Origin of the sequence: Neptuniibacter sp. QD37_6 (assembly GCF_047778085.1) — a bacterium.
Classification (GTDB): domain Bacteria; phylum Pseudomonadota; class Gammaproteobacteria; order Pseudomonadales; family Balneatricaceae; genus Neptuniibacter.
The window spans coordinates 921948-941097 of sequence record NZ_CP180550.1; the positions used below are offsets into that span (position 1 = coordinate 921948).

Consider the following 19150-nt stretch of genomic DNA (forward strand, 5'->3'; position numbering starts at 1 on the left):
TCATTTTCGCTTAGCTGTTTTGCTCGCGAGCAATCGCGCGGTAAGCGATATCTTTACGGAAGTAAGCGTCTTCCCAGCTAACTTTCTCTAGCAGTTCATAGGCACGTTTCTGTGCTTCTGTAACTGTTTCGCCAAGTGCTGTTACGCAAAGCACACGACCGCCTGCAGTCACAACGTTCTCGCCATCAAGCTTAGTGCCAGCGTGGAAGATTTTAGTGCCTTCAGGGCATTCTGCAGGGAAAGAGATTACATCGCCTTTGCCGTAGTCACCTGGGTAGCCGCCTGCAGCCATAACAACGCCAACAGATTTACGCTCATCCCACTCAGCCGTTGTGTCAGCAAGCTTCTTATCAAGTGCTGCATTACATAGATCAACCAAGCTAGATTTTAGGCGTAGCATAATTGGTTGAGTTTCAGGATCACCGAAACGGCAGTTGTACTCGATAACTTTCGGCGTACCGTCTGCTTGGATCATTAGACCAGCATATAGGAAACCAGTGTACTCATTGCCTTCAGCTTTCATGCCATTAACAGTTGGCATGATTACTTCGTCCATGATGCGCTGATCGATCTCTGCTGTAACCACTGGAGCAGGGGAGTAAGCGCCCATGCCGCCTGTGTTCAGACCAGTATCACCATCGCCGACACGTTTGTGATCTTGGCTTGTTGCCATTGGTAGAACGTTGTCACCGTCAACAATAACGATGTAAGACGCTTCTTCACCTTCAAGGAATTCTTCGATTACTACACGGCTACCGGCATCACCAAATGCGTTACCTGCTAGCATGTCTTTGATCGCGTCTTCAGCTTCAGTAAGCGTCATCGCAACGATTACGCCTTTACCAGCTGCTAGGCCGTCAGCCTTAACAACGATAGGAGCGCCTTTTTCACGAACGTAAGCCAGTGCAGGCTCAATTTCAGTGAAGTTTTCGTACTCAGCGGTTGGGATCTGCTGACGCGCTAGGAAGTCTTTAGTGAAAGCTTTAGAGCCTTCTAGTTGAGCAGCGCCTTCACTTGGACCGAAGATGCGCAGATCTTCTTTCTGGAAGTGATCAACGATACCAGCAACTAGTGGTGCTTCAGGGCCAACGATGGTTAGGTCTACATTGTTTTCTTGAGCGAAAGTACGCAGGCCATCTAGATCCATTACGTCGATAGCAACGTTTTCCATTTTGTCTTCTTGAGCCGTCGCAGCGTTACCTGGAGCTACGAAAATTTTGGCAACGTTTGCGTCTTGTGCTGCTGCCCAAGCAAGTGCGTGTTCACGACCGCCAGAACCAATAATTAGTACGTTCATTCTGTAATCCTTCTATGTAGAAAACCCCGCATCCAGTGTTTCTCTGGATCGGGGTTTAGGGCAATAAGCCTAAAAGGGATAAACCTAATTTAAGGCTTATTGCTATCTAATGCTTAGTGACGGAAATGGCGCATTCCAGTGAAGACCATTGCCATACCGTGCTCGTCAGCTGCGTCAATAACTTCTTGATCGCGCATAGAACCACCCGGCTGAATAACTGCTTTAATACCTGCAGCCGCTGCCGAATCAATACCGTCGCGGAATGGGAAGAAAGCGTCAGATGCCATAACGGAACCTTTAACTTCTAAACCTTCATCAGCAGCTTTGATGCCTGCAATCTTAGCACTGTATACGCGGCTCATTTGACCTGCGCCGATGCCGATTGTTTGGCCATCTTTAGCGTAAACGATAGCGTTAGACTTAACGAACTTAGCCACTTCCCAGCAGAATAGAAGATCACGGATCTCTTGTTCTGTAGGTTGTACTTTAGAAACAACTTTTAGTTCAGATGCATCTACACGGCCAAGATCAAGATCTTGTACTAGTAGACCGCCGTTAACGCGCTTGTAGTCGAAACCGTGTGCACGGTTAGCAGACCACTCACCACACTCAAGTAAGCGAACATTTGGCTTAGTCGCTACGATGTCAGATGCTTCTTGAGTTACTTTAGGTGCGATGATCACTTCAACGAATTGACGGTCAACGATAGCTTTAGCAGTGTTGCCATCTAATTCTTGGTTGAATGCGATGATGCCACCGAAAGCAGACGTAGGATCTGTTTGGAAAGCACGGTTGTAAGCTTCAAGAATATCCGCGCCTACAGATACACCACATGGGTTAGCGTGCTTAACGATAACACAAGCTGGCTCTTTGAAAGATTTAACGCATTCTAGCGCTGCGTCAGTGTCTGCAACATTGTTGAAAGACAGTTCCTTACCTTGCAGTTGACGAGCTGTAGAAACAGATGCTTCGGCTGGCTCTTCTTCAACGTAGAAAGCAGCACGCTGGTGAGGGTTTTCACCGTAACGCATATCTTGTGCTTTAACGAACTGAGTGTTGAATGTACGTGGGAAGTCAGCAGGCTTCTCATCTTCGCCTTCAACGATTGCGCCTAGGTAGTTAGCAATCATGCCGTCATAACCTGCAGTATGCTCAAATGCTTTTACTGCTAGATCAAAACGAGTTTTGTGCGTGAGACCTTTTTCGGAATCCAATTCAGCAACTACGTTGTCGTAATCAGAAGCGTTAACAACGATTGCGACATCTTTATGGTTTTTCGCTGCAGAGCGAACCATTGTTGGACCACCGATGTCGATATTTTCAATCGCCATAGGTAGATCGCAATCAGGACGTGCGATTGTTGCAGCAAATGGGTAAAGGTTTACAACAACCATATCGATTGGGTTGATGCCATGCTCAGACATGATGCCATCATCCTGTCCGCGGCGACCCAAAATACCACCGTGCACCTTAGGGTGCAGAGTTTTAACGCGGCCGTCCATCATTTCAGGGAAGCCTGTGTAATCGGATACTTCTACTGCAGGAATGTTATTTTCCTTAAGTAGTTTGTAAGTACCGCCAGTAGAAAGGATTTCAACGCCGCGAGCGTTTAGGGCTTGTGCAAACTCAACGATACCTGTTTTGTCAGATACGCTGATCAGTGCACGGCGAACGGGAGTGATGTTCTGTGCCATTGTGTCTGGATTCCGAGTAGTCTTAAAAAATTGTGGATTAAAGCAAGCCGTACTGTTTTAGCTTTTTACGCAGCGTACCGCGGTTAAGGCCTAACAGTTGGGAAGCTTTAGTCTGATTATCTTTTGTGTAAGTCATCACTGTTTCGAACAGTGGTGCTTCAATTTCAGAAAGAACCATTTGGTACACGTCTGTCACTGGCTGACCGTCAAGCTGACGAAAATAGTTGTTCAGTGACTGCTCTACATTGTCACGTAGAGTCTGGTTAGTAGCTTCTGCTGGGTCGGACACGAGAGCCGGTTGCTTAATTTCTTTGTATTCCACAGTACTAAATATCCAATCTAAACTAGGCCGCAACGTTGTTTGCTAAAGCTTCATCGAAATATTTTTCGATAGCCGCGGCCTGATCTGCTGCTGTTTCTATAATATTAAATTGCTTGCGAAAGCTACTTCCGTTTGGCTGATTCTGCAGATACCACCCTACATGTTTTCGCGCGATACGTACGCCCATGTAGTCACCATAGAAACTATGTAGTTCCTGCAGATGAGCTAACAGAATTTCTCTAATCTCAACAAGTGATGGAGGGGGCAGGATTGTACCTGTTCGCAGATAATGATCAATCTCTCTAAACAGCCAAGGTTGACCTTGTGCTGCACGACCGATCATCACTGCAGAGCAATCAGTATGCTTAAGTACCCATTCTGCTTTTTCAGGAGAAGTGATATCTCCATTTGCAAAGACGGGAATGGATATAGCGTCAGCGATACTGGCAATAGTGTCGTATTCTGCCGTCCCCTTATAGCCACAACGACGTGTGCGGCCATGAACTGCCAGTGCTTGAATACCTGCGTCTTCAGCGATTTTCGCAACAGTTAAACCGTTGCGATTATCCTGATCCCACCCTGTGCGGATTTTCAGTGTGACTGGAACATCCACTGCCTTAACAACAGTATTGAGAATGTCTTTAACCAGTGGCTCATCCTTAAGTAATGCAGAACCTGCAGCTTTATTACACACTTTCTTCGCAGGGCAGCCCATATTGATATCAATAATCTGGGCACCGCGTTCTACATTCATTGCCGCAGCGTGGGCCATCATCTCTGGGTCGCCACCCGCGATCTGAACAGATCGAGGTTCGGATTCGCCATTATGATTTAGACGAAAAGCAGATTTTCGTGATTTCCATAAACGAGTATCAGATGTAACCATTTCCGAGACTACTAGACCTGCGCCCATACGTTTGCATAACTGCCGAAATGGTTGGTCAGTTACGCCAGCCATTGGTGCAAGAATCACCTGACTGTCAATGATGTATGAACCGATCTGGAACATAGCGAGCCTTAAAAATAGTTAATAAACACCCGCAGCGTCACGAATGACACTGTAAGTTGAGTGATTAGGGAGGCGAACAATCATACTCCTTAGCGCTGGGGTCTCCAAGGATTTTTTTGATGATTTTTTGAACAATTTGCCTTGATTTTTTATAGCGCTGGCGCTAGTAGCTCAAGTTGATAATTTATGCCACGCATGCCAGGCGACATTAGGTCTAGAGATATCTGGATGGGTTGGTGAGTGGGCATAGATTTGAGGTTAACAATTGACCTATCTAGGTAGGATTCAGGTTGTAGAGTTCTACTTGCGACAGGGCGGCCTTTGAGGTCAGAAAATGCTATATGCAAAGCCGGATAGGGTTGATTGTGGCTAGCCTCATTTATAAGCACTAAATCTATAGTTATCGCATCCGCGATCTCTGAATGGGGACGAATCAAAAATTGTTGATTGGTAATCTTGGCTGTATCGACTCGAGTAGGTATTTGGCAATCAATATGTTGGCAGACAGTATCGTATAGTGGTCGGTAAGTGTGGGTCCAATAGAGATCGCCACGATTAAACCAAAGATGTTGTGCTAATAAAGCTAAGATGGATAATACACAACCAATAAACCACCAAGGAGAAGAAGCTTTAGTGCCATTACTGAGGCTAAGAACCACAGGTTCTGCATCGATGGTGAGTGTCGGAACGTCCGCAGCAGATACAGTTTTAATTATCTCTTCCTGAGTTTTTTCTGCAGGTTTATCTGCTTCTGAAGAGGTTGTTATTTCGGTAGGCTTAGAAGCTGGTGTTTCCTCTTTCGAAATAGGTAGATCTACATCTACTTTCTCAAAGGTGTCAGGAGTTTTATCTTCATGAACTCTTCTAGTTTTGGCCTTTTGTTGCGTGGCTGGTTCGACACTTTGGGGTTTTTGTTCATATTCAACAGCGCAAAAAATAGCTAGACAGGCACCGCATCTTACCTGTCCGTTAGCTACCTTTAATTGCCCCTGCGTAACGCGAAATTGCGTTTCACAGCTTGGGCATTGCGTAATTATGCTCTTGTTTTGCATCTGGATTTAACTGTGTTTTGTTCCCGTAACACGAATCCAACCCTCTTTTTCGGCGATTGGGTCAAGGTCAAACCATTCAGAATAAGTATTAATGATCTCTGTTGCTTGTGGACTTAAGAGGCCCGATAAGCAGAGCTTACCACCAGGGCTAACCAGTGCTTCAAGTGTCGGCGCTAGTTGAACTAAAGGTCCTGCAAGAATATTGGCTACGAGCACTTCTGCTTTTTCAGGCGGTGTGTTTTCTGGCATATATACATGTAGAGAATCGTCTTGCAGTTGGTTGCGAGCAAGATTGTCTTTTGTTGCTTGCAGCGCTTGGGGGTCGATGTCGACGCCGATTGCTCGTTTTGCACCAAGTAACAAGCCTGCAATTCCCAAAATACCTGAACCGCAACCATAATCAATTAAGAAATTAGTGTTGCTGATATTTTGATCTAGCCACTCTAAACACAAGGCGGTAGTCGGGTGTGTGCCTGTACCAAATGCAAGGCCTGGATCGAGCATCAGGTTAACCGCATCTGCTTGAGGTGGTTCTCGCCAGCTCGGGCATACCCATAGTCGTTCCCCAAATTGCATCGGATGGTAGTTATCCATCCACTCTCTTTCCCAATCCTTGTCTTCGAGAATTTCTGCTTTGATAGAGGGAGCTGGGAGCTCAGGGAATAGCTGTTCATGGCCTTGCTTAATATATTTTAGTGTCTCTTCTAGATCATGCTCCGCTGAGAAAAGGCCGGTAATAGTTGTGTTTTTCCAAAGCGGGGTAGTGCCAAGGTCAGGCTCAAAGATAGGCTGATCTTCACTGTCTTCGAAGGTGACGGCAGCGCAGCCAGCACTGAGTAATAAATCTTCGTAAGGTTCAGATTGATCGGGATTGGTTTTGATTTTGATCTGCAACCAAGGCATTAGTTTTCTTCCATATCAAGCGCTTAGATGAATTTATAGTATCGGTCATAATTGCAGATAAGAACAGAATGTTTTGGCGCTAGAGAATAAAAAACCCGCCGAGGCGGGTTTTTTGATTGGATTTCGCTTACAGACCTAGCTTCTTCTCAAGGTAGTGGATATTGACTCCACCTTCTTGGAATTTAGCGTCACGAACAATATCTTGCTGTAAAGGAATATTGCTGCGAATGCCATCAACTAGCATTTCGCCCAACGCAATTTCCATACGCTTAAGAGCTGTCTCTCGATCTTCGCCGTAGCTGATCAGCTTAGCAATCAAAGAGTCGTAATGAGGTGGAACTGTATATCCGTTGTATAGATGAGAATCTACACGGATACCGTTACCGCCTGGCGCGTGGAAGTGTTTAACTGTACCTGGGCTAGGCAGGAAGGTCTTAGGATCTTCTGCATTGATACGGCACTCGAAGGAGTGGCCCTGTACTTTAATATCTTCCTGTTTCAGTGAAAGAGGGTAGCCAGACGCAATGCGTAGCTGTTCTTTTACGATATCTACACCAGTGATCATCTCAGTAACAGGATGTTCTACCTGTACACGAGTGTTCATTTCGATGAAGTAGAAGCCGCCATTTTCGTATAAGAATTCGAAAGTACCTGCACCGCGGTAGCCAATCTCAATGCATGCATCAACACAAGCTTGAAGTACTTGAGCGCGTGCTTCCGGATCTAGGTGAGGAGCTGGTGCTTCTTCAACAACTTTCTGGTGACGACGTTGCATAGAACAGTCGCGGTCGTATAGGTGAACTGCGTTGCCTTGACCATCCGCTAGTACTTGAACTTCCACGTGACGCGGATTTTCTAAGTATTTTTCCATGTATACAGTGTCATCACCGAAAGCTGCAGCAGCTTCGGATTGGGTTACATGGATAGAGCTGATTAGGGACGCTTCAGAGTGAACAACGCGCATACCACGGCCACCACCGCCGGCAGCGGCTTTGATGATTACTGGGTAACCGATACGGCGAGCTATCTCGTGAATTTCTTCAGGGTTGTCAGACAATGCACCGTCTGAACCTGGAACGGTTGGCACGCCTGCAGCTTTCATCGCTTCGATTGCAGAAACTTTATCACCCATTAGGCGGATAGTTTCAGCTTTAGGGCCGATGAAGGTAAAACCTGAGCGCTCAACCTGTTCAGCAAAGTCAGCGTTTTCTGCTAAGAAGCCGTAGCCAGGGTGAATGCCTACAGCGTCGGTTACTTCAGCAGCAGCAACAATTGATGGGATGTTTAGGTAACTTTTAGGCGATGGAGCAGGGCCAATGCAGACAGCTTCGTCAGCTAGGCGCACATGCATTAAATCGCGATCTGCCTGAGAGTGGATAGCAACGGTTTTGATATCCAGCTCTTTGCAGGCGCGAAGGATACGAAGCGCAATTTCGCCTCGGTTCGCAATCACTACTTTATCGAGCATCGAATGGAGATCCTTGCTTTTGCGTTAGAGGCTTAAACGATAGTAACCAGTGGCTGGTCATATTCAACAGGCTGGCCATCTTCAACTAGGATAGCTTCGATTACGCCTGCTTTATCAGCTTCAATTTGGTTCATCATTTTCATTGCTTCAACGATGCAGATTACGTCGCCAACTTTAACTGTCTGACCTACTTCAGCAAATGCTGGAGAGCTTGGGGATGGTGCAGTGTAGAACGTACCAACCATTGGAGACTTAACAACGTGACCTGAAGTTTGAGGTGCTTCTGGTGTAGCTTCGGCTGCTGGAGCAGCTGGAGCAGCTGGAGCAGGCGCTGCAACAGCAACAGGTGCTGCTACTACGCTAGAGCCACGGCTGATACGGACGGACTCTTCACCTTCTTTAATTTCGATTTCGTTAATGTTGGACTCTTCCAACAATTCAATCAGCTTCTTGACTTTACGAATGTCCATTCTGACTTATATCTCTCTAAACTATCAGTATATTGTTTATTATTCGGCAATCTTTCGAACAGCAGATTGCAAAGCAAATTCATATCCCTGCGCACCTAAACCACATATTACGCCATCAGCTACATCTGAGAGATAAGAATGATGGCGGAAGGTTTCGCGAGCATGGACGTTGGATAAGTGAACCTCGATAAAAGGAATACTTACGCCCAGTAGAGCGTCGCGAAGGGCAACACTTGTGTGAGTAAAAGCAGCGGGATTTATAATTATGTAAGCAATACCTTCGTCCTGAGCTGCATGAATGCGTTCGATCAGGACATATTCGCGGTTGCTTTGGCAATGAACCAACTCGTGCCCACTCTTTTTGGCTTGTTCAGCCAAATTTTGGCAAATATCATCCAATGTGTCTGATCCATATACTTCAGGCTCACGCTTCCCAAGAAGGTTGAGATTAGGGCCGTTTAGTAGCAGGATCTTTGCCATGACTAGTTTCCAGAAAGTGGGCTATTTTTCACGATTGAGCCCATAGTTTGCCGTAGTCTCTTTATCTTGTCTACATCTAAGCAAGTTTTTGCTGTTTTGCTTCATTTTTACCGAAAATGCCTTCTAAATCCCTACGAAACATGAACATAAAATGAAATTTTGCTGCTTTGGTGTATTTATTTTTTCTAATATTCGTTCTTTTGGCTATAGTTTGAGGTTTTTAGCTACAAGTTTGTTGACGTTGTCTTCAATATTGTGGATATTGCAATGCGGAAGTTGTGTTTTAAACAAACGGCAGCAAGTGAAGGATTCTGATAATGATTAGACGGGTTGTATTTAACCAGAAGGGTGGCGTTGGTAAATCCAGCATCGCAATTAACCTAGCGGCGATTAGTGCGGCGCGTGGTAAGCGTACTTTGGTTATTGATTTGGATCCTCAGTGTAATTCTAGTCATTATTTGTTAGGTGAGGATTATCAAGAGGTTACGCCGGATATACGTGACTTCTTTGAGCAGACTCTCACGTTTCAGTTGAAGCCCGAAGGGCCTGAATATTTTATTCACCAGACACACTATGAAAATTTGAGTGTGATGCCGGCAAATGCAGAACTGGGTGACCTTCAGTCTAAGTTAGAGTCGAAACACAAAATTTATAAACTGCGTGATGCGTTAGATAAGTTGGCGGATGATTACGATGTGGTTTATATCGATACGCCTCCTGCATTTAATTTTTATACCTTATCGGCGCTAGTTGCTTCTGATCGTTGTTTGATTCCGTTTGATTGCGATGAATTTGCTCGCCAGGCTTTATACAGCTTGTTGGCGAATGTGCATGAAACCCGTGAAGATCATAATGATAAGCTAGAAGTTGAAGGGATCGTTGTTAATCAGTTTCAGCCTCGTGCGAGTCTACCCAAGCGTATTGTGGGTGAGTTGTTGGATGATGATTTACCTGTGCTGAAAACCAAAATTTCTGCATCGGTTAAAATGCGTGAATCTCACGATGATACTTGCCCGTTGATTCATTTTGCGCCTAAGCACAAACTGACTCAGGAATTTGTGACGCTATTCGAAGAGTTAGCTCACTAAAACTTAGTTTGGGCATAAAAAAAGCTGCATTAATGCAGCTTTTTTATGCTTAAAGGGTGCTCTAGCAAGCTTGTTCTTCTTTTTTAGGTGCGTTGCAAGCTAGCTCTTCTGGTGCAACGACAGCGCTACCAATAAGTAATGAGCCTTTATGCTCACCTACATACATTTTTGTTGTCGAGCGTTTGTTTTTATTATCAATGAAGACAATATTAAGTTGACCAGAAGGTTTTAAATTTAGCTCATAGGTTTTGCCATCTTGAACATAGCTTGGGTTTGTACCCTCAGCCACTGGTTCAATGAAAATACGACGAATCTGACGGCCTTTGAAACCAGATTTAATATACTTCTGTAATGAGCGACGAGACTCCTTGTCGACACCTTCCCAGTTAATCAGATTAAAAATACCTTGAGCATCACGGCTGCCAAAAGAGTTGAGATAATTTTGTACTAACTCACGATTCTGATCGGCGAAAGCGCTGCTGGAGATCAGGAGAGCAAAAGCAGTAATAAGTGTCTTTCGAAGTGTCATTTTCACCTCTATTATGTATGAGTTTCCTGAGACAGCTGTGCTAAGTATATATTTTTTTTTGCTTACGAAAAGCTGAATGGAGATGAGAGAGGGAATTTTATGTAATAAAAAACCCCGCGAAGCGGGGTTTTTTGAAAAAGATTGGCAAAAGAGAAACTTATTTAGCTTCTTCGTACGCCTTAACGCCAGCAACGATAGCTTCTTTAGCTTCTGCAGCGTTGCCCCAACCTTCAACTTTAACCCACTTGCCTTCTTCTAGACCTTTGTAGTTTTCGAAGAAGTGCTTGATGCGGTCAAGTTCTAGTTGTGGAAGATCTTCAATGTCGTTCACATCACGGTAAGCTTTAGTTAGCTTGTCGTGTGGTACAGCAACTAGCTTAGCGTCTTCACCAGCTTCGTCTGTCATGTTAAGAACGCCTACTGGGCGGCAACGGATAACAGAGCCAGCGATTACTGGGTAAGGAGTCAGAACTAGTACGTCTAGTGCGTCGCCATCGTCAGCTAGTGTGTTGTTGATATAACCGTAGTTAGCTGGGTAGAACATTGGTGCAGCCATGAAACGGTCAACGAAGATCGCGTCTTCTTCTTTCTCGATCTCGTATTTAACCGGAGAGCTTTCTGCCGGAATTTCGATGATTACGTACAGATCGTTTGGCAGATCTTTACCTGCTGGTACTTGTGCGAAGCCCATGTTTGTCTTCCTGTAAGTAGTTTTGAAAAGGTTACATCTAAAGTCTGGGGATTATGTCCCAGACTTTAGCGGTTATGAATACTACTTAAAGCTGAAACGTATAACTTTAAGTATTGAGTTTAGCTGCTTGACCGTCACCAGATTCAGCGTGGTATGACAGCAGGGTCTCTACTTCATTTTTAGAGCCTAGCGCCACACCGCTACGCTGGTGAATATGAGTAGGCTCTAGATCCATGATGTTTTTGTAGCAAGTGCTAGAGATGCCGTCTGCTTGTTCAATCAGCATGCTCATTGGGTTGCCTTCGTACATTAGGCGAAGTTTGCCTGGCTTAGTTACGTCACGGCTATCCCATGGGTAGCAGAAAATACCGCCACGTGTAAGGACACGGTGAACTTCTGCAACCATCGAAGCAATCCAACGCATATTGAAGTTTTTGCCACGAACGCCCTCGGAGCCCTCTAGAAGGTCGCCAACATAGTTGCGCATCTCTTCTTCCCAGAAACGATGGTTCGACATGTTGATGGCAAACTCTTTAGTGTCCGCTGGTATAGTTACTTTTTCACGGGTGAGGATGAAATCACCTGTGTGAGCTAATGTGAAGAAGTTCACGCCGTTACCCGTTGTCAGTGCAAGAATAGAGGACTGACCGTATAGTACATAACCCGCTGCAATCTGCTTGCGGCCTGTCTGCAGGTATGCTTCATCAGAGCTTGGATCCATGCCTTCTGGTAGTTCTAGGATGGAGAAAATAGTGCCCACTGAAACGTTGATGTCGATATTTGAAGAGCCATCTAGCGGATCAAAAATCACTAGGTATTTGCCTTCAGGGTTACCGGCTACAGGGTGGTCTTCTTCCTCAGATGCCAAGCCTGCTACTAGAGGGTTATCTAGTAAGAATTTTTTCAGAAGATCGTTTGCGATCACGTCCATCTTTTTCTGGGTTTCACCCTGGACGTTAGTGTTGTCTGTGGATCCCAAAACTCCAGCTAATTCACCTTCACGAAGTTGGATCGCAACTTCTTTACAGGCAAGCATTAAGGTGCCAATCAAATCAACTAATTTGTCTTCGGTTTCCTGTTGTTTCAGGAACTGGCTCAGCAGAAGCATTCTTGTATTTTCTCTCAAATAGAGTGGTTGGAAAGTTGGCTGGGAATTTTACGTGAAACTTTGATGAAATGCATGGGGTGTTAAGGGTTTTAGGTTAAGAAATGCTCAGTATTTTGGCGAAGGATTGGGGATTTTTACACAATCTTCATAATAGCTGTGTATTGGAGCGGAAATCTCAGCTCCTAAACAGGCAATTTGGCTGTTAGGGCGGTTGTTAAAACTGCTATGATGGCGGTCGCTTTTTTGAAGGAGTGTACGGGTGCATATTCATATTCTAGGTATTTGCGGAACCTTTATGGGATCGCTGGCAATATTGGCTAAACAGCTAGGGCATAAAGTTACCGGTTCCGATCAAAACGTGTACCCACCTATGAGTACGCAGCTTGAATCACAAGGTATTGAACTGATTCAGGGGTTTGATCCTTCGCAATTTACACCCGAGCCGGATCTGGTCGTTGTCGGCAATGCTATGTCTCGTGGTAATCCTGCTGTGGAATATGTCCTTAATAAAGGACTGAAATATACATCCGGCCCGCAATGGCTTTCAGAACATCTTCTTCAAGATAAATGGGTGTTAGCCGTTTCGGGAACCCATGGTAAAACCACGACCTCTACTATGTTGGCTTGGATCTTAGATCATGCCGATATGAAACCTGGTTTCTTGATAGGTGGAGTTCCGTTGGACTTCGGCGTTTCAGCTCGGGTAGGCGATTCCCCTTTCTTTGTTATTGAGGCAGATGAATACGATACCGCCTTCTTTGATAAACGTTCCAAATTTGTTCACTACCACCCACGTACCCTGATTATGAATAATTTGGAGTACGATCACGCTGATATATTCCCTGATTTAGCGGCAATTCAGAGACAATTCCACCATGTTGTGAGAATTGTGCCTGAAAATGGGCAGATTATTCTTCCGCAAGGGGAGAGCGCTTTAGAGGATGTTATCGAGATGGGGTGCTGGACTGAGGTGTCCAGAACCAGCTTAGAGCCTGACAACAGCGAATGGCAAGCAAAATTGCTGAGTGAAGACGGTAGTCAGTTTGAAGTACTCCACCAAGGAAAAGTGCAGGGAACTGTTACTTGGCAGATGACAGGCCGCCACAATGTTAATAATGGTTTAGTTGCTATTGCTGCGGCGAGAAATGTTGGAGTTCAGGCTCATCATGCAGTGGAGGCGCTAAATGCGTTTGCTGGCGTTAAACGTCGTATGGAGCTGCTAGATATTGTTGCAGGAATCTCTGTTTACGATGACTTTGCGCATCACCCAACAGCGATCAGTACTACTTTGCAGGGCATTAGAGCGCAGGTCGGAGATGCTAAAATAGTAGCAGTGGTTGAACCACGCTCAAATACGATGCGTCTTGGTACGCATCAAGCTTGGTTAGCAGAGTCAGTTGAGTTGGCTGACCAAGTTTGCTGGTATCAGCCGGAAGGTTTGAACTGGTCGCTTGATAAAGTCGTAGAGCAGGGTCGAGTGCCGGCGCAGGTATTTTCGCAAACGGAAACACTTATTGATGAACTGGTACCGACGCTAGAACCTGATACGCATATTGTTATTATGAGTAATGGTGGTTTCGAAGGTATTCATCAGCGCTTATTGGCAAAACTGCGTGAGCGTTTTGAAGGTTAGTTATTCAAGTTAGGTTTTAAGATTTATGAGTACTACTGAGCAAGAGAAAATTACTTTAGCTATCACAGGTGCTTCTGGTGCGCAGTATGGCTTAAGGCTTTTGCAGTGTTTATTAGCTGAGGGCCTGCAAGTTTTCGTAATGATCTCACGCGCTGCTCAAGTTGTGATTAATACAGAAACAGATCTGAAATTACCGGGTACGCCCTCTGAACAAGAATCTTATCTTGCAAATTTGTACTCAGCCAAAGATGGGCAATTGAAGGTATTTGGGCGCGAGCAGTGGATGGCGCCTGTTGCTTCAGGTTCCGGTGCGCCGAGTCGCATGGTTGTATGTCCCTGTAGTACAGGGAGTTTGTCTGCGATTGCTACGGGTGCCAGTAATAACTTGATTGAGCGAGCTGCGGATGTGGCTTTAAAAGAGCGTCGCCAGCTTATTTTAGTGCCACGAGAAGCCCCTTATTCTGAAATCCATTTAGAACATATGCTAAAGCTGACTCGAATGGGGGCCGTGATGATTCCAGCGAGTCCAGGTTTTTATAACCGCCCAGAAACGGTGGAAGATATGATTGATTTTGTGGTCGCGCGAATCCTTAATCAATTAGGGATAGAGCAAAGCCTGTTACCTCGTTGGGGTGAAGAGCTTATTTAGATGCAATAAAGCTACCTTGCAGGTAGAATTGCGCCCTAAAATAGAGATGTAATGGCTTGATATAGCCGTTTCTCTTTAAAGGTAAATTTTAAATTCCAAAGTGATCTGATTAATGTCCAAAATTTTAGCGCTTGATACTTCTACTGATGCTTGTTCTGTAGCTTTGAGTCTTAACGGTGAAATTCAGGAAGATTTTCGGATCATCCCTCGTCAGCATACTCAGCAGCTTCTACCGATGGTGCAGGAGATGTTGGCAAATGCACAGTTAGCTGTAACTGATTTAGATGCAATCGCGTTTGGGCGTGGTCCAGGTTCGTTTGCAGGTATTCGAATTGCCACTGGCGTTACTCAGGGTTTAGCTTACGCTGCAGATCTACCTGTGCTGCCCGTATCTACTCTGGCTGCGCTTGCTTTAGCCGCTTCTGATAAAGAACAAGTTTCGTCTGTTGTAGCTGCTTTAGATGCTCGCATGAATGAGATCTATGTGGCGAGCTACCAAATCGAATCCGGTGAGTTAACAACGCTTTTAGACGAAAAAGTATGTGCGCCTTCAGCGCTGAGTTTAGCTGAAGGCTCCTACTTTGCAGTAGGTAGTGGTTGGCGCTATATCGAAGATATGAGTTCAGACACGCAGAACGCTATTTCTGTGAGCGAAGAGCTTTATTATCCCTCCGCAGCTCACATGCTTAAACTGGCTGAACAAGATTGGGCCCAAGGTAAAGCGGTTGCAGCAGATAAGGCTTTGCCTGTATACCTCCGTGACGAAGTTGCATGGAAGAAAAAGGATCAACAATAAATGGATTTTTTTCAGGTAATTATTCTTGCTCTACTTCAGGGATTAACAGAGTTTTTACCGATCAGCAGTTCAGCTCACTTAATCTTACCATCTCAACTGATGGGTTGGCCTGATCAAGGGTTAGCGTTTGATGTGGGGGTGCATGTAGGGACTTTATTCGCAGTTGTTGCGTATTTTCGCCAAGATTTAAAGCAGATGTTTTGTGCTTGGACGCGCAGTATTTCAGGCACACACTCTCCGGACTCTCGTTTAGCTTGGTTGGTTATACTCGCCACAGTGCCTGCAATGTTTGTCGGTGTATTTCTCAACGATTTTATTGATCAAAACCTACGCTCAATGTTGGTTATTGCAGGCACTACCCTGATATTTGGTGCGTTATTATGTTGGGCTGATCTGTTTAGGGTTGAAACTCGCCAGATCGAATCGTTGAAAATTAAAGATGCGCTTGTAATTGGTTGTGCTCAAGCACTAGCGCTAATTCCAGGTACATCTCGGAGTGGCATTACGATCTCTGCAGCTTTAATGCTTGGTTTAGAAAGGCAGGCTGCTGCGCGCTACTCTTTTCTGCTCTCTGTACCAATCATTCTAGGGGCTGGTCTTGTTAAGGGTTTAGATCTCTACGCTCAAGGTGAGAGCGCTCCTTGGCTAATGGTTGCTCTAGGTACTTTGATTGCGGGCATTAGTGCATTCAGCTGTATCCACTTCTTCCTAAAATGGTTAGACCGTATTGGGATGCAGCCATTTGTTGTATACCGTATGATTCTGGGTACCTTCCTTTTAGTTATCTGGTTTACTACCGCTTAAGGTTTTTCGGTTTTTGAATGTCTAATCCAGCCCTTACAGATATAGTTGTTGTTCCAATGCATGCTGATTTTGCTGAACAAGCAGAACAGTTTGCCGCTAGATTACAGTTACCAATCAAATCACCTGATCAAGCTCATGGCTTCTTTTTAGAATTACAACTTTCTGAGCAAGGTTTAAGGCTACAGCCTTGTGGCAAAAAAGCACCAGGTCCAACTTACGCTGATTTTGTTTCAGGTGCGGTTGCTCACCGACGTCAGTTTGGTGGTGGTAAAGGTCAGATGATTGCGAAAGCCGTTGGTATTAAAGGCGGTATAACGCCACAAGTACTGGATGCTACAGCAGGTTTAGGTAAAGATGCCTTTGTATTGGCAACCTTGGGTTGCGATATGACTTTGTTAGAGCGATCGCCAATTGTTCATGCGCTCTTAGAGGACGGTTTAAACCGTGCTGAAGAGAGTGAGGTGGCTGATATTGTCGAACGTATGCAGCTTTATAATGCGAATAGTATTGAGTGGATGCAGGCACAGGCTGAGCAAGGCACAACTTTTCAAGTGGTCTATCTCGATCCTATGTTTCCCCACAACGATAAGAGCGCGTTAGTGAAAAAAGAGATGCGCGCGTTTCGCCCAGTAGTAGGGGACGATCTGGATGCAGATCAGTTATTGGATGCAGCATTAGCCATAGCGGAAAACCGCGTTGTGGTTAAACGTCCGCGCAAAGCGCCTTTTTTGGCGGATCGAAAACCTTCTTTGCAGTTCCAAGGTAAGTCCAGCCGCTATGATATCTATCCTCTGAAAAAGCTTGAGGCATAGTAGTCATTACGCGGCTGGCTTAGTTTAGCGCTCTCTAAGTTTATGATCGATTAGTGAGATCATATGTGGACGAAGAATTTTGTTCGCTTGTTTAAACAAACTTTCGCTATCAAAATTTGCTCTGATCCTAGCGTTTTCTTCCCGTATAAAGTCCAAATTACGCAGCTGTTTGATGAAGGATTTTAGTACTTGTTCATCCTTATATTCAGGCGTGCTGTAGCCATATTCTAGATGGATGTTTTCTGCAATCTGTTGGCTGCTATGGATAAGATCGTCGCGGCTAATCTCTTCATATCGCGTGAGTACTCGAAGCAAAATATAGTAACGCAGAAGGATCGGTTCAGCGTTGAGTATAAGCGTGTTAACCAGTGCGTTAGAGGTAGTTTTCCACACCTGAGGCTCGGACTCTTCAAGTAGGTTCTGCTCTAGTAGTCCATCTCGGATCTGTTTTAGCTGATCGGTGAGTTCTTCCATCTTGTAAGGCAAAAATAGTTCGGCCTGTAAAAATGGATAGAGCATACGAATAGTTAGATTGATGTTTTGCGCGCGTGGTGACTCCAAACGGTGAGCTAGTAATAAGTACATACTGGGGAGTACCAACATATGTTGAATGTTATTACGATAAAAGCTCATCTCTTGTGCTTGAGACTGATTGACCTCTACTAGATTAAGCTTGGTTTCTAGCTGCCTCATATTATGGGCGCTTTGGATCCAATCAGAAGGTTTTCCGTCTGGTAATAGAGCTGTGTTTGGATAGAGCTGTGTTAATAAGTTGAGCAAACGCGTGCTTTTATCACTCAGTTCAGCAACCGATTGTAGCTGACTACCGCTCAGCAAACAGGTGGCTAATAAGCTGCTTTTGGTAACACCAGCTGCTTGGTTAATATTGCACATAACTTGCTGAGATATATTGGTGACATCCTCTTCTAGGGAAAGGCTAGAGTCAGAGTGGTCTTCTAAAGGTATAGGTTTACCGAAACTGAGTAGTGTCTCGCCAAACTTCTGTCTTAGAATTTTTAGCGATGAGAAAAATTCAGTAAATGACTCTCGCTTCTTCTTGGCCCCGGCTAACTCTTTTTGGTAGCTGCGGCTTTCGACTAGACGATCATAACCAATCCAAACTGGAATCAGAGCAACGGGCTTGGGGCTGCCTTCACGGAAAGAGTCGATACTCATAGAGAGAAGGCCGGTTTTAGCTGGCAGTAATCGACCGGTGCGGCTGCGGCCACCTTCAATAAAGTATTCTAAGGCGTGGCCTCTGTGACTCATCTGCTCCAAGTAGGTTTTATATAAGCAGGCGTAAAGCGGGTCGCCATGAAATTTACGACGCATAAAAATTGCGCCGCCACGTTTTAATATGGGCCCAACAATCGGGATGTTCAGGTTTTCGCCAGCTGCTACATGGGGAATCATTAAACCATGGCGATACAGAGCCCAAGATAACAATAGATAATCCATATGACTGCGATGGCAGGGTAGGTAGATTATCTGATGGGTTTTAGAAATCTCTTGAATTTCTGCTGTGTTATGAACTTTTACCCCATTGTAGAGGCGTTTCCATACCCAGTTAAGAATGGGGTCTAAGAGTCTAATTGTTGTTGGGCTGTAGTTCGCTGCGATTTTATCAAGGGTTTTAAAACAGTGTCTTTCGATTCTATGACGACTGGTATTTCTCTCAGCTGCTTGCAGGTCTATAGCCTTTTGTATATTGGGGTGCTTCAGCACTAAAGAGATCAATGTTCGGCGGTGGGAAAGGTCTGGGCCAATGATTGATGCTCGAAGAATACTGAAGTGCGTACGAAGGACCCTCGCTGTTTTTCGTGCGATGGACTCAACATTGTCTTCTTTAACCATCAGCTGTTGCAGGTCTAGTGGTTTATCCACAGAAACCAGTGTTTGGCGGCCATTGATAAGAAGCTGCATAACGCTGCCTAAAGGGCCTGCTTTATGCCATGTCTCAGTGCAGAGCAGATTAAGCCAAGATTTTTCTCTGTTTGGTCGACGGCCATGAAAAATCGCTACAGGGATAATTTGTATATTTAATTTAGGGTTGCTTTGTTGTGTCGCTACAATCTCTGTTAAATCTTCTTTAAGCGGACTTTTCCCTTCGGAATCAGCAAAAAGAAGCTGCTGCTCCATAAAGGGGATACCTTGTTTTTGCAGCACGTTTTTTAACAGAAGCTGGTGGCTTAAGCGGTCGTTTTCCAGAATGTAATAAGCATTACGGGTCGATTTTGCTTGTAATAATTCAGGGTTTACCACGCGAGGGCGGGTAACGATATTGATGAATTGCCGACCTAAATAATGTAAACCGCTTTGTAACAACGACAGCATATTTCCCTTTT

Annotated in this window: 19 protein-coding genes; 6 read left to right on the forward strand and 13 right to left on the reverse strand. The window is 45.0% G+C overall.

The window, feature by feature from the left end:
• Positions 1-10: 10 nt before the first annotated feature.
• The 9 genes from purD to aroQ form a co-directional block, all read right to left on the reverse strand.
• On the reverse strand, positions 11-1297 hold the full coding sequence (purD, locus tag ACMXYO_RS04105; protein WP_415887230.1) for a phosphoribosylamine--glycine ligase: 1287 nt from the start codon (positions 1295-1297) through the stop codon (positions 11-13).
• Positions 1298-1410: 113 nt separating this feature from the next.
• Complete coding sequence (gene purH, locus ACMXYO_RS04110) at positions 1411-2991, reverse strand: bifunctional phosphoribosylaminoimidazolecarboxamide formyltransferase/IMP cyclohydrolase (RefSeq protein WP_415887232.1); 1581 nt, start codon at positions 2989-2991, stop codon at positions 1411-1413.
• Positions 2992-3028: 37 nt separating this feature from the next.
• Positions 3029-3313 (reverse strand): DNA-binding transcriptional regulator Fis, encoded by a 285-nt coding sequence (gene fis, locus ACMXYO_RS04115; protein ID WP_415883738.1) that lies wholly within the window; start codon positions 3311-3313, stop codon positions 3029-3031.
• Between the two features lie 22 nt (positions 3314-3335).
• On the reverse strand, positions 3336-4322 hold the full coding sequence (gene dusB / locus ACMXYO_RS04120) for a tRNA dihydrouridine synthase DusB (protein WP_415887233.1): 987 nt from the start codon (positions 4320-4322) through the stop codon (positions 3336-3338).
• 149 nt (positions 4323-4471) lie between these two features.
• On the reverse strand, positions 4472-5374 hold the full coding sequence (locus ACMXYO_RS04125) for a zinc-ribbon and DUF3426 domain-containing protein (RefSeq protein ID WP_415887234.1): 903 nt from the start codon (positions 5372-5374) through the stop codon (positions 4472-4474).
• Positions 5375-5380: 6 nt separating this feature from the next.
• Entirely contained in the window at positions 5381-6277 is an 897-nt protein-coding gene (gene prmA, locus ACMXYO_RS04130) for a 50S ribosomal protein L11 methyltransferase (protein ID WP_415887235.1), read from the reverse strand.
• Between the two features lie 127 nt (positions 6278-6404).
• Positions 6405-7745, reverse strand: coding sequence for an acetyl-CoA carboxylase biotin carboxylase subunit (gene accC / locus ACMXYO_RS04135; protein ID WP_415883742.1), 1341 nt, complete (start codon positions 7743-7745; stop codon positions 6405-6407).
• Positions 7746-7777: 32 nt separating this feature from the next.
• Entirely contained in the window at positions 7778-8215 is a 438-nt protein-coding gene (gene accB, locus ACMXYO_RS04140; RefSeq protein WP_415887236.1) for an acetyl-CoA carboxylase biotin carboxyl carrier protein, read from the reverse strand.
• Positions 8216-8254: 39 nt separating this feature from the next.
• Positions 8255-8695, reverse strand: a complete 441-nt coding sequence (aroQ, locus tag ACMXYO_RS04145) for a type II 3-dehydroquinate dehydratase (RefSeq protein ID WP_415887237.1) — start codon at positions 8693-8695, stop codon at positions 8255-8257.
• A gap of 317 nt (positions 8696-9012) precedes the next feature.
• On the opposite strand from aroQ, the gene ACMXYO_RS04150 reads away from it, so the two are divergent.
• A complete protein-coding gene (locus ACMXYO_RS04150) occupies positions 9013-9783 on the forward strand; it encodes a ParA family protein (RefSeq protein WP_415887238.1) in 771 nt (256 codons plus the stop codon).
• Positions 9784-9844: 61 nt separating this feature from the next.
• Here the strand turns inward: ACMXYO_RS04150 and ACMXYO_RS04155 are convergent, their stop codons facing one another.
• From ACMXYO_RS04155 to ACMXYO_RS04165, 3 genes are all read right to left on the reverse strand, one after another.
• Positions 9845-10312 carry a hypothetical protein gene (locus ACMXYO_RS04155; protein WP_415887239.1) on the reverse strand — a complete coding sequence of 156 codons (468 nt, stop codon included), beginning with the start codon at positions 10310-10312 and terminating at the stop codon, positions 9845-9847.
• A 157-nt stretch (positions 10313-10469) separates the two neighbouring features.
• Complete coding sequence (gene ppa, locus ACMXYO_RS04160) at positions 10470-11003, reverse strand: inorganic diphosphatase (protein WP_415887240.1); 534 nt, start codon at positions 11001-11003, stop codon at positions 10470-10472.
• A 106-nt stretch (positions 11004-11109) separates the two neighbouring features.
• Positions 11110-12111 (reverse strand): class 1 fructose-bisphosphatase, encoded by a 1002-nt coding sequence (locus ACMXYO_RS04165; protein ID WP_415887241.1) that lies wholly within the window; start codon positions 12109-12111, stop codon positions 11110-11112.
• A 259-nt stretch (positions 12112-12370) separates the two neighbouring features.
• Between ACMXYO_RS04165 and mpl the strand changes: the two genes are divergently transcribed.
• The 5 genes from mpl to ACMXYO_RS04190 all read left to right on the forward strand — a co-directional run bounded on the left by mpl (position 12371) and on the right by ACMXYO_RS04190 (position 16805).
• Positions 12371-13744, forward strand: a complete 1374-nt coding sequence (gene mpl, locus ACMXYO_RS04170; RefSeq protein WP_415887243.1) for a UDP-N-acetylmuramate:L-alanyl-gamma-D-glutamyl-meso-diaminopimelate ligase — start codon at positions 12371-12373, stop codon at positions 13742-13744.
• Positions 13745-13769: 25 nt separating this feature from the next.
• Positions 13770-14393: a flavin prenyltransferase UbiX gene (locus tag ACMXYO_RS04175; RefSeq protein WP_415887245.1), complete on the forward strand. Its 624-nt coding sequence runs from the start codon at positions 13770-13772 to the stop codon at positions 14391-14393.
• A gap of 112 nt (positions 14394-14505) precedes the next feature.
• Positions 14506-15189 carry a tRNA (adenosine(37)-N6)-threonylcarbamoyltransferase complex dimerization subunit type 1 TsaB gene (gene tsaB, locus ACMXYO_RS04180; RefSeq protein WP_415887247.1) on the forward strand — a complete coding sequence of 228 codons (684 nt, stop codon included), beginning with the start codon at positions 14506-14508 and terminating at the stop codon, positions 15187-15189.
• Entirely contained in the window at positions 15190-15993 is an 804-nt protein-coding gene (locus ACMXYO_RS04185; RefSeq protein WP_415887249.1) for an undecaprenyl-diphosphate phosphatase, read from the forward strand.
• A 17-nt stretch (positions 15994-16010) separates the two neighbouring features.
• Positions 16011-16805 (forward strand): class I SAM-dependent methyltransferase, encoded by a 795-nt coding sequence (locus tag ACMXYO_RS04190; protein WP_415887250.1) that lies wholly within the window; start codon positions 16011-16013, stop codon positions 16803-16805.
• 24 nt (positions 16806-16829) lie between these two features.
• On the opposite strand, the gene plsB is transcribed toward ACMXYO_RS04190, so the two are convergent.
• Entirely contained in the window at positions 16830-19139 is a 2310-nt protein-coding gene (gene plsB / locus ACMXYO_RS04195; RefSeq protein ID WP_415887252.1) for a glycerol-3-phosphate 1-O-acyltransferase PlsB, read from the reverse strand.
• Positions 19140-19150 lie beyond the last annotated feature (11 nt).

Bases quoted from the DNA above. Each gene is read 5' to 3' on its own strand.
- purD (WP_415887230.1), bottom strand. From the start codon at position 1,297: ATGAACGTACTAATTATTGGTTCTGGCGGTCGTGAACACGCACTTGCT.
- purH (WP_415887232.1), bottom strand. From the start codon at position 2,991: ATGGCACAGAACATCACTCCCGTTCGCCGTGCACTGATCAGCGTATCT.
- dusB (WP_415887233.1), bottom strand. From the start codon at position 4,322: ATGTTCCAGATCGGTTCATACATCATTGACAGTCAGGTGATTCTTGCA.
- ACMXYO_RS04125 (WP_415887234.1), bottom strand. From the start codon at position 5,374: ATGCAAAACAAGAGCATAATTACGCAATGCCCAAGCTGTGAAACGCAA.
- prmA (WP_415887235.1), bottom strand. From the start codon at position 6,277: ATGCCTTGGTTGCAGATCAAAATCAAAACCAATCCCGATCAATCTGAA.
- accC (WP_415883742.1), bottom strand. From the start codon at position 7,745: ATGCTCGATAAAGTAGTGATTGCGAACCGAGGCGAAATTGCGCTTCGT.
- accB (WP_415887236.1), bottom strand. From the start codon at position 8,215: ATGGACATTCGTAAAGTCAAGAAGCTGATTGAATTGTTGGAAGAGTCC.
- aroQ (WP_415887237.1), bottom strand. From the start codon at position 8,695: ATGGCAAAGATCCTGCTACTAAACGGCCCTAATCTCAACCTTCTTGGG.
- ACMXYO_RS04150 (WP_415887238.1), top strand. From the start codon at position 9,013: ATGATTAGACGGGTTGTATTTAACCAGAAGGGTGGCGTTGGTAAATCC.
- ACMXYO_RS04155 (WP_415887239.1), bottom strand. From the start codon at position 10,312: ATGACACTTCGAAAGACACTTATTACTGCTTTTGCTCTCCTGATCTCC.
- ppa (WP_415887240.1), bottom strand. From the start codon at position 11,003: ATGGGCTTCGCACAAGTACCAGCAGGTAAAGATCTGCCAAACGATCTG.
- ACMXYO_RS04165 (WP_415887241.1), bottom strand. From the start codon at position 12,111: ATGCTTCTGCTGAGCCAGTTCCTGAAACAACAGGAAACCGAAGACAAA.
- ACMXYO_RS04175 (WP_415887245.1), top strand. From the start codon at position 13,770: ATGAGTACTACTGAGCAAGAGAAAATTACTTTAGCTATCACAGGTGCT.
- tsaB (WP_415887247.1), top strand. From the start codon at position 14,506: ATGTCCAAAATTTTAGCGCTTGATACTTCTACTGATGCTTGTTCTGTA.
- ACMXYO_RS04185 (WP_415887249.1), top strand. From the start codon at position 15,190: ATGGATTTTTTTCAGGTAATTATTCTTGCTCTACTTCAGGGATTAACA.
- ACMXYO_RS04190 (WP_415887250.1), top strand. From the start codon at position 16,011: ATGTCTAATCCAGCCCTTACAGATATAGTTGTTGTTCCAATGCATGCT.
- plsB (WP_415887252.1), bottom strand. From the start codon at position 19,139: ATGCTGTCGTTGTTACAAAGCGGTTTACATTATTTAGGTCGGCAATTC.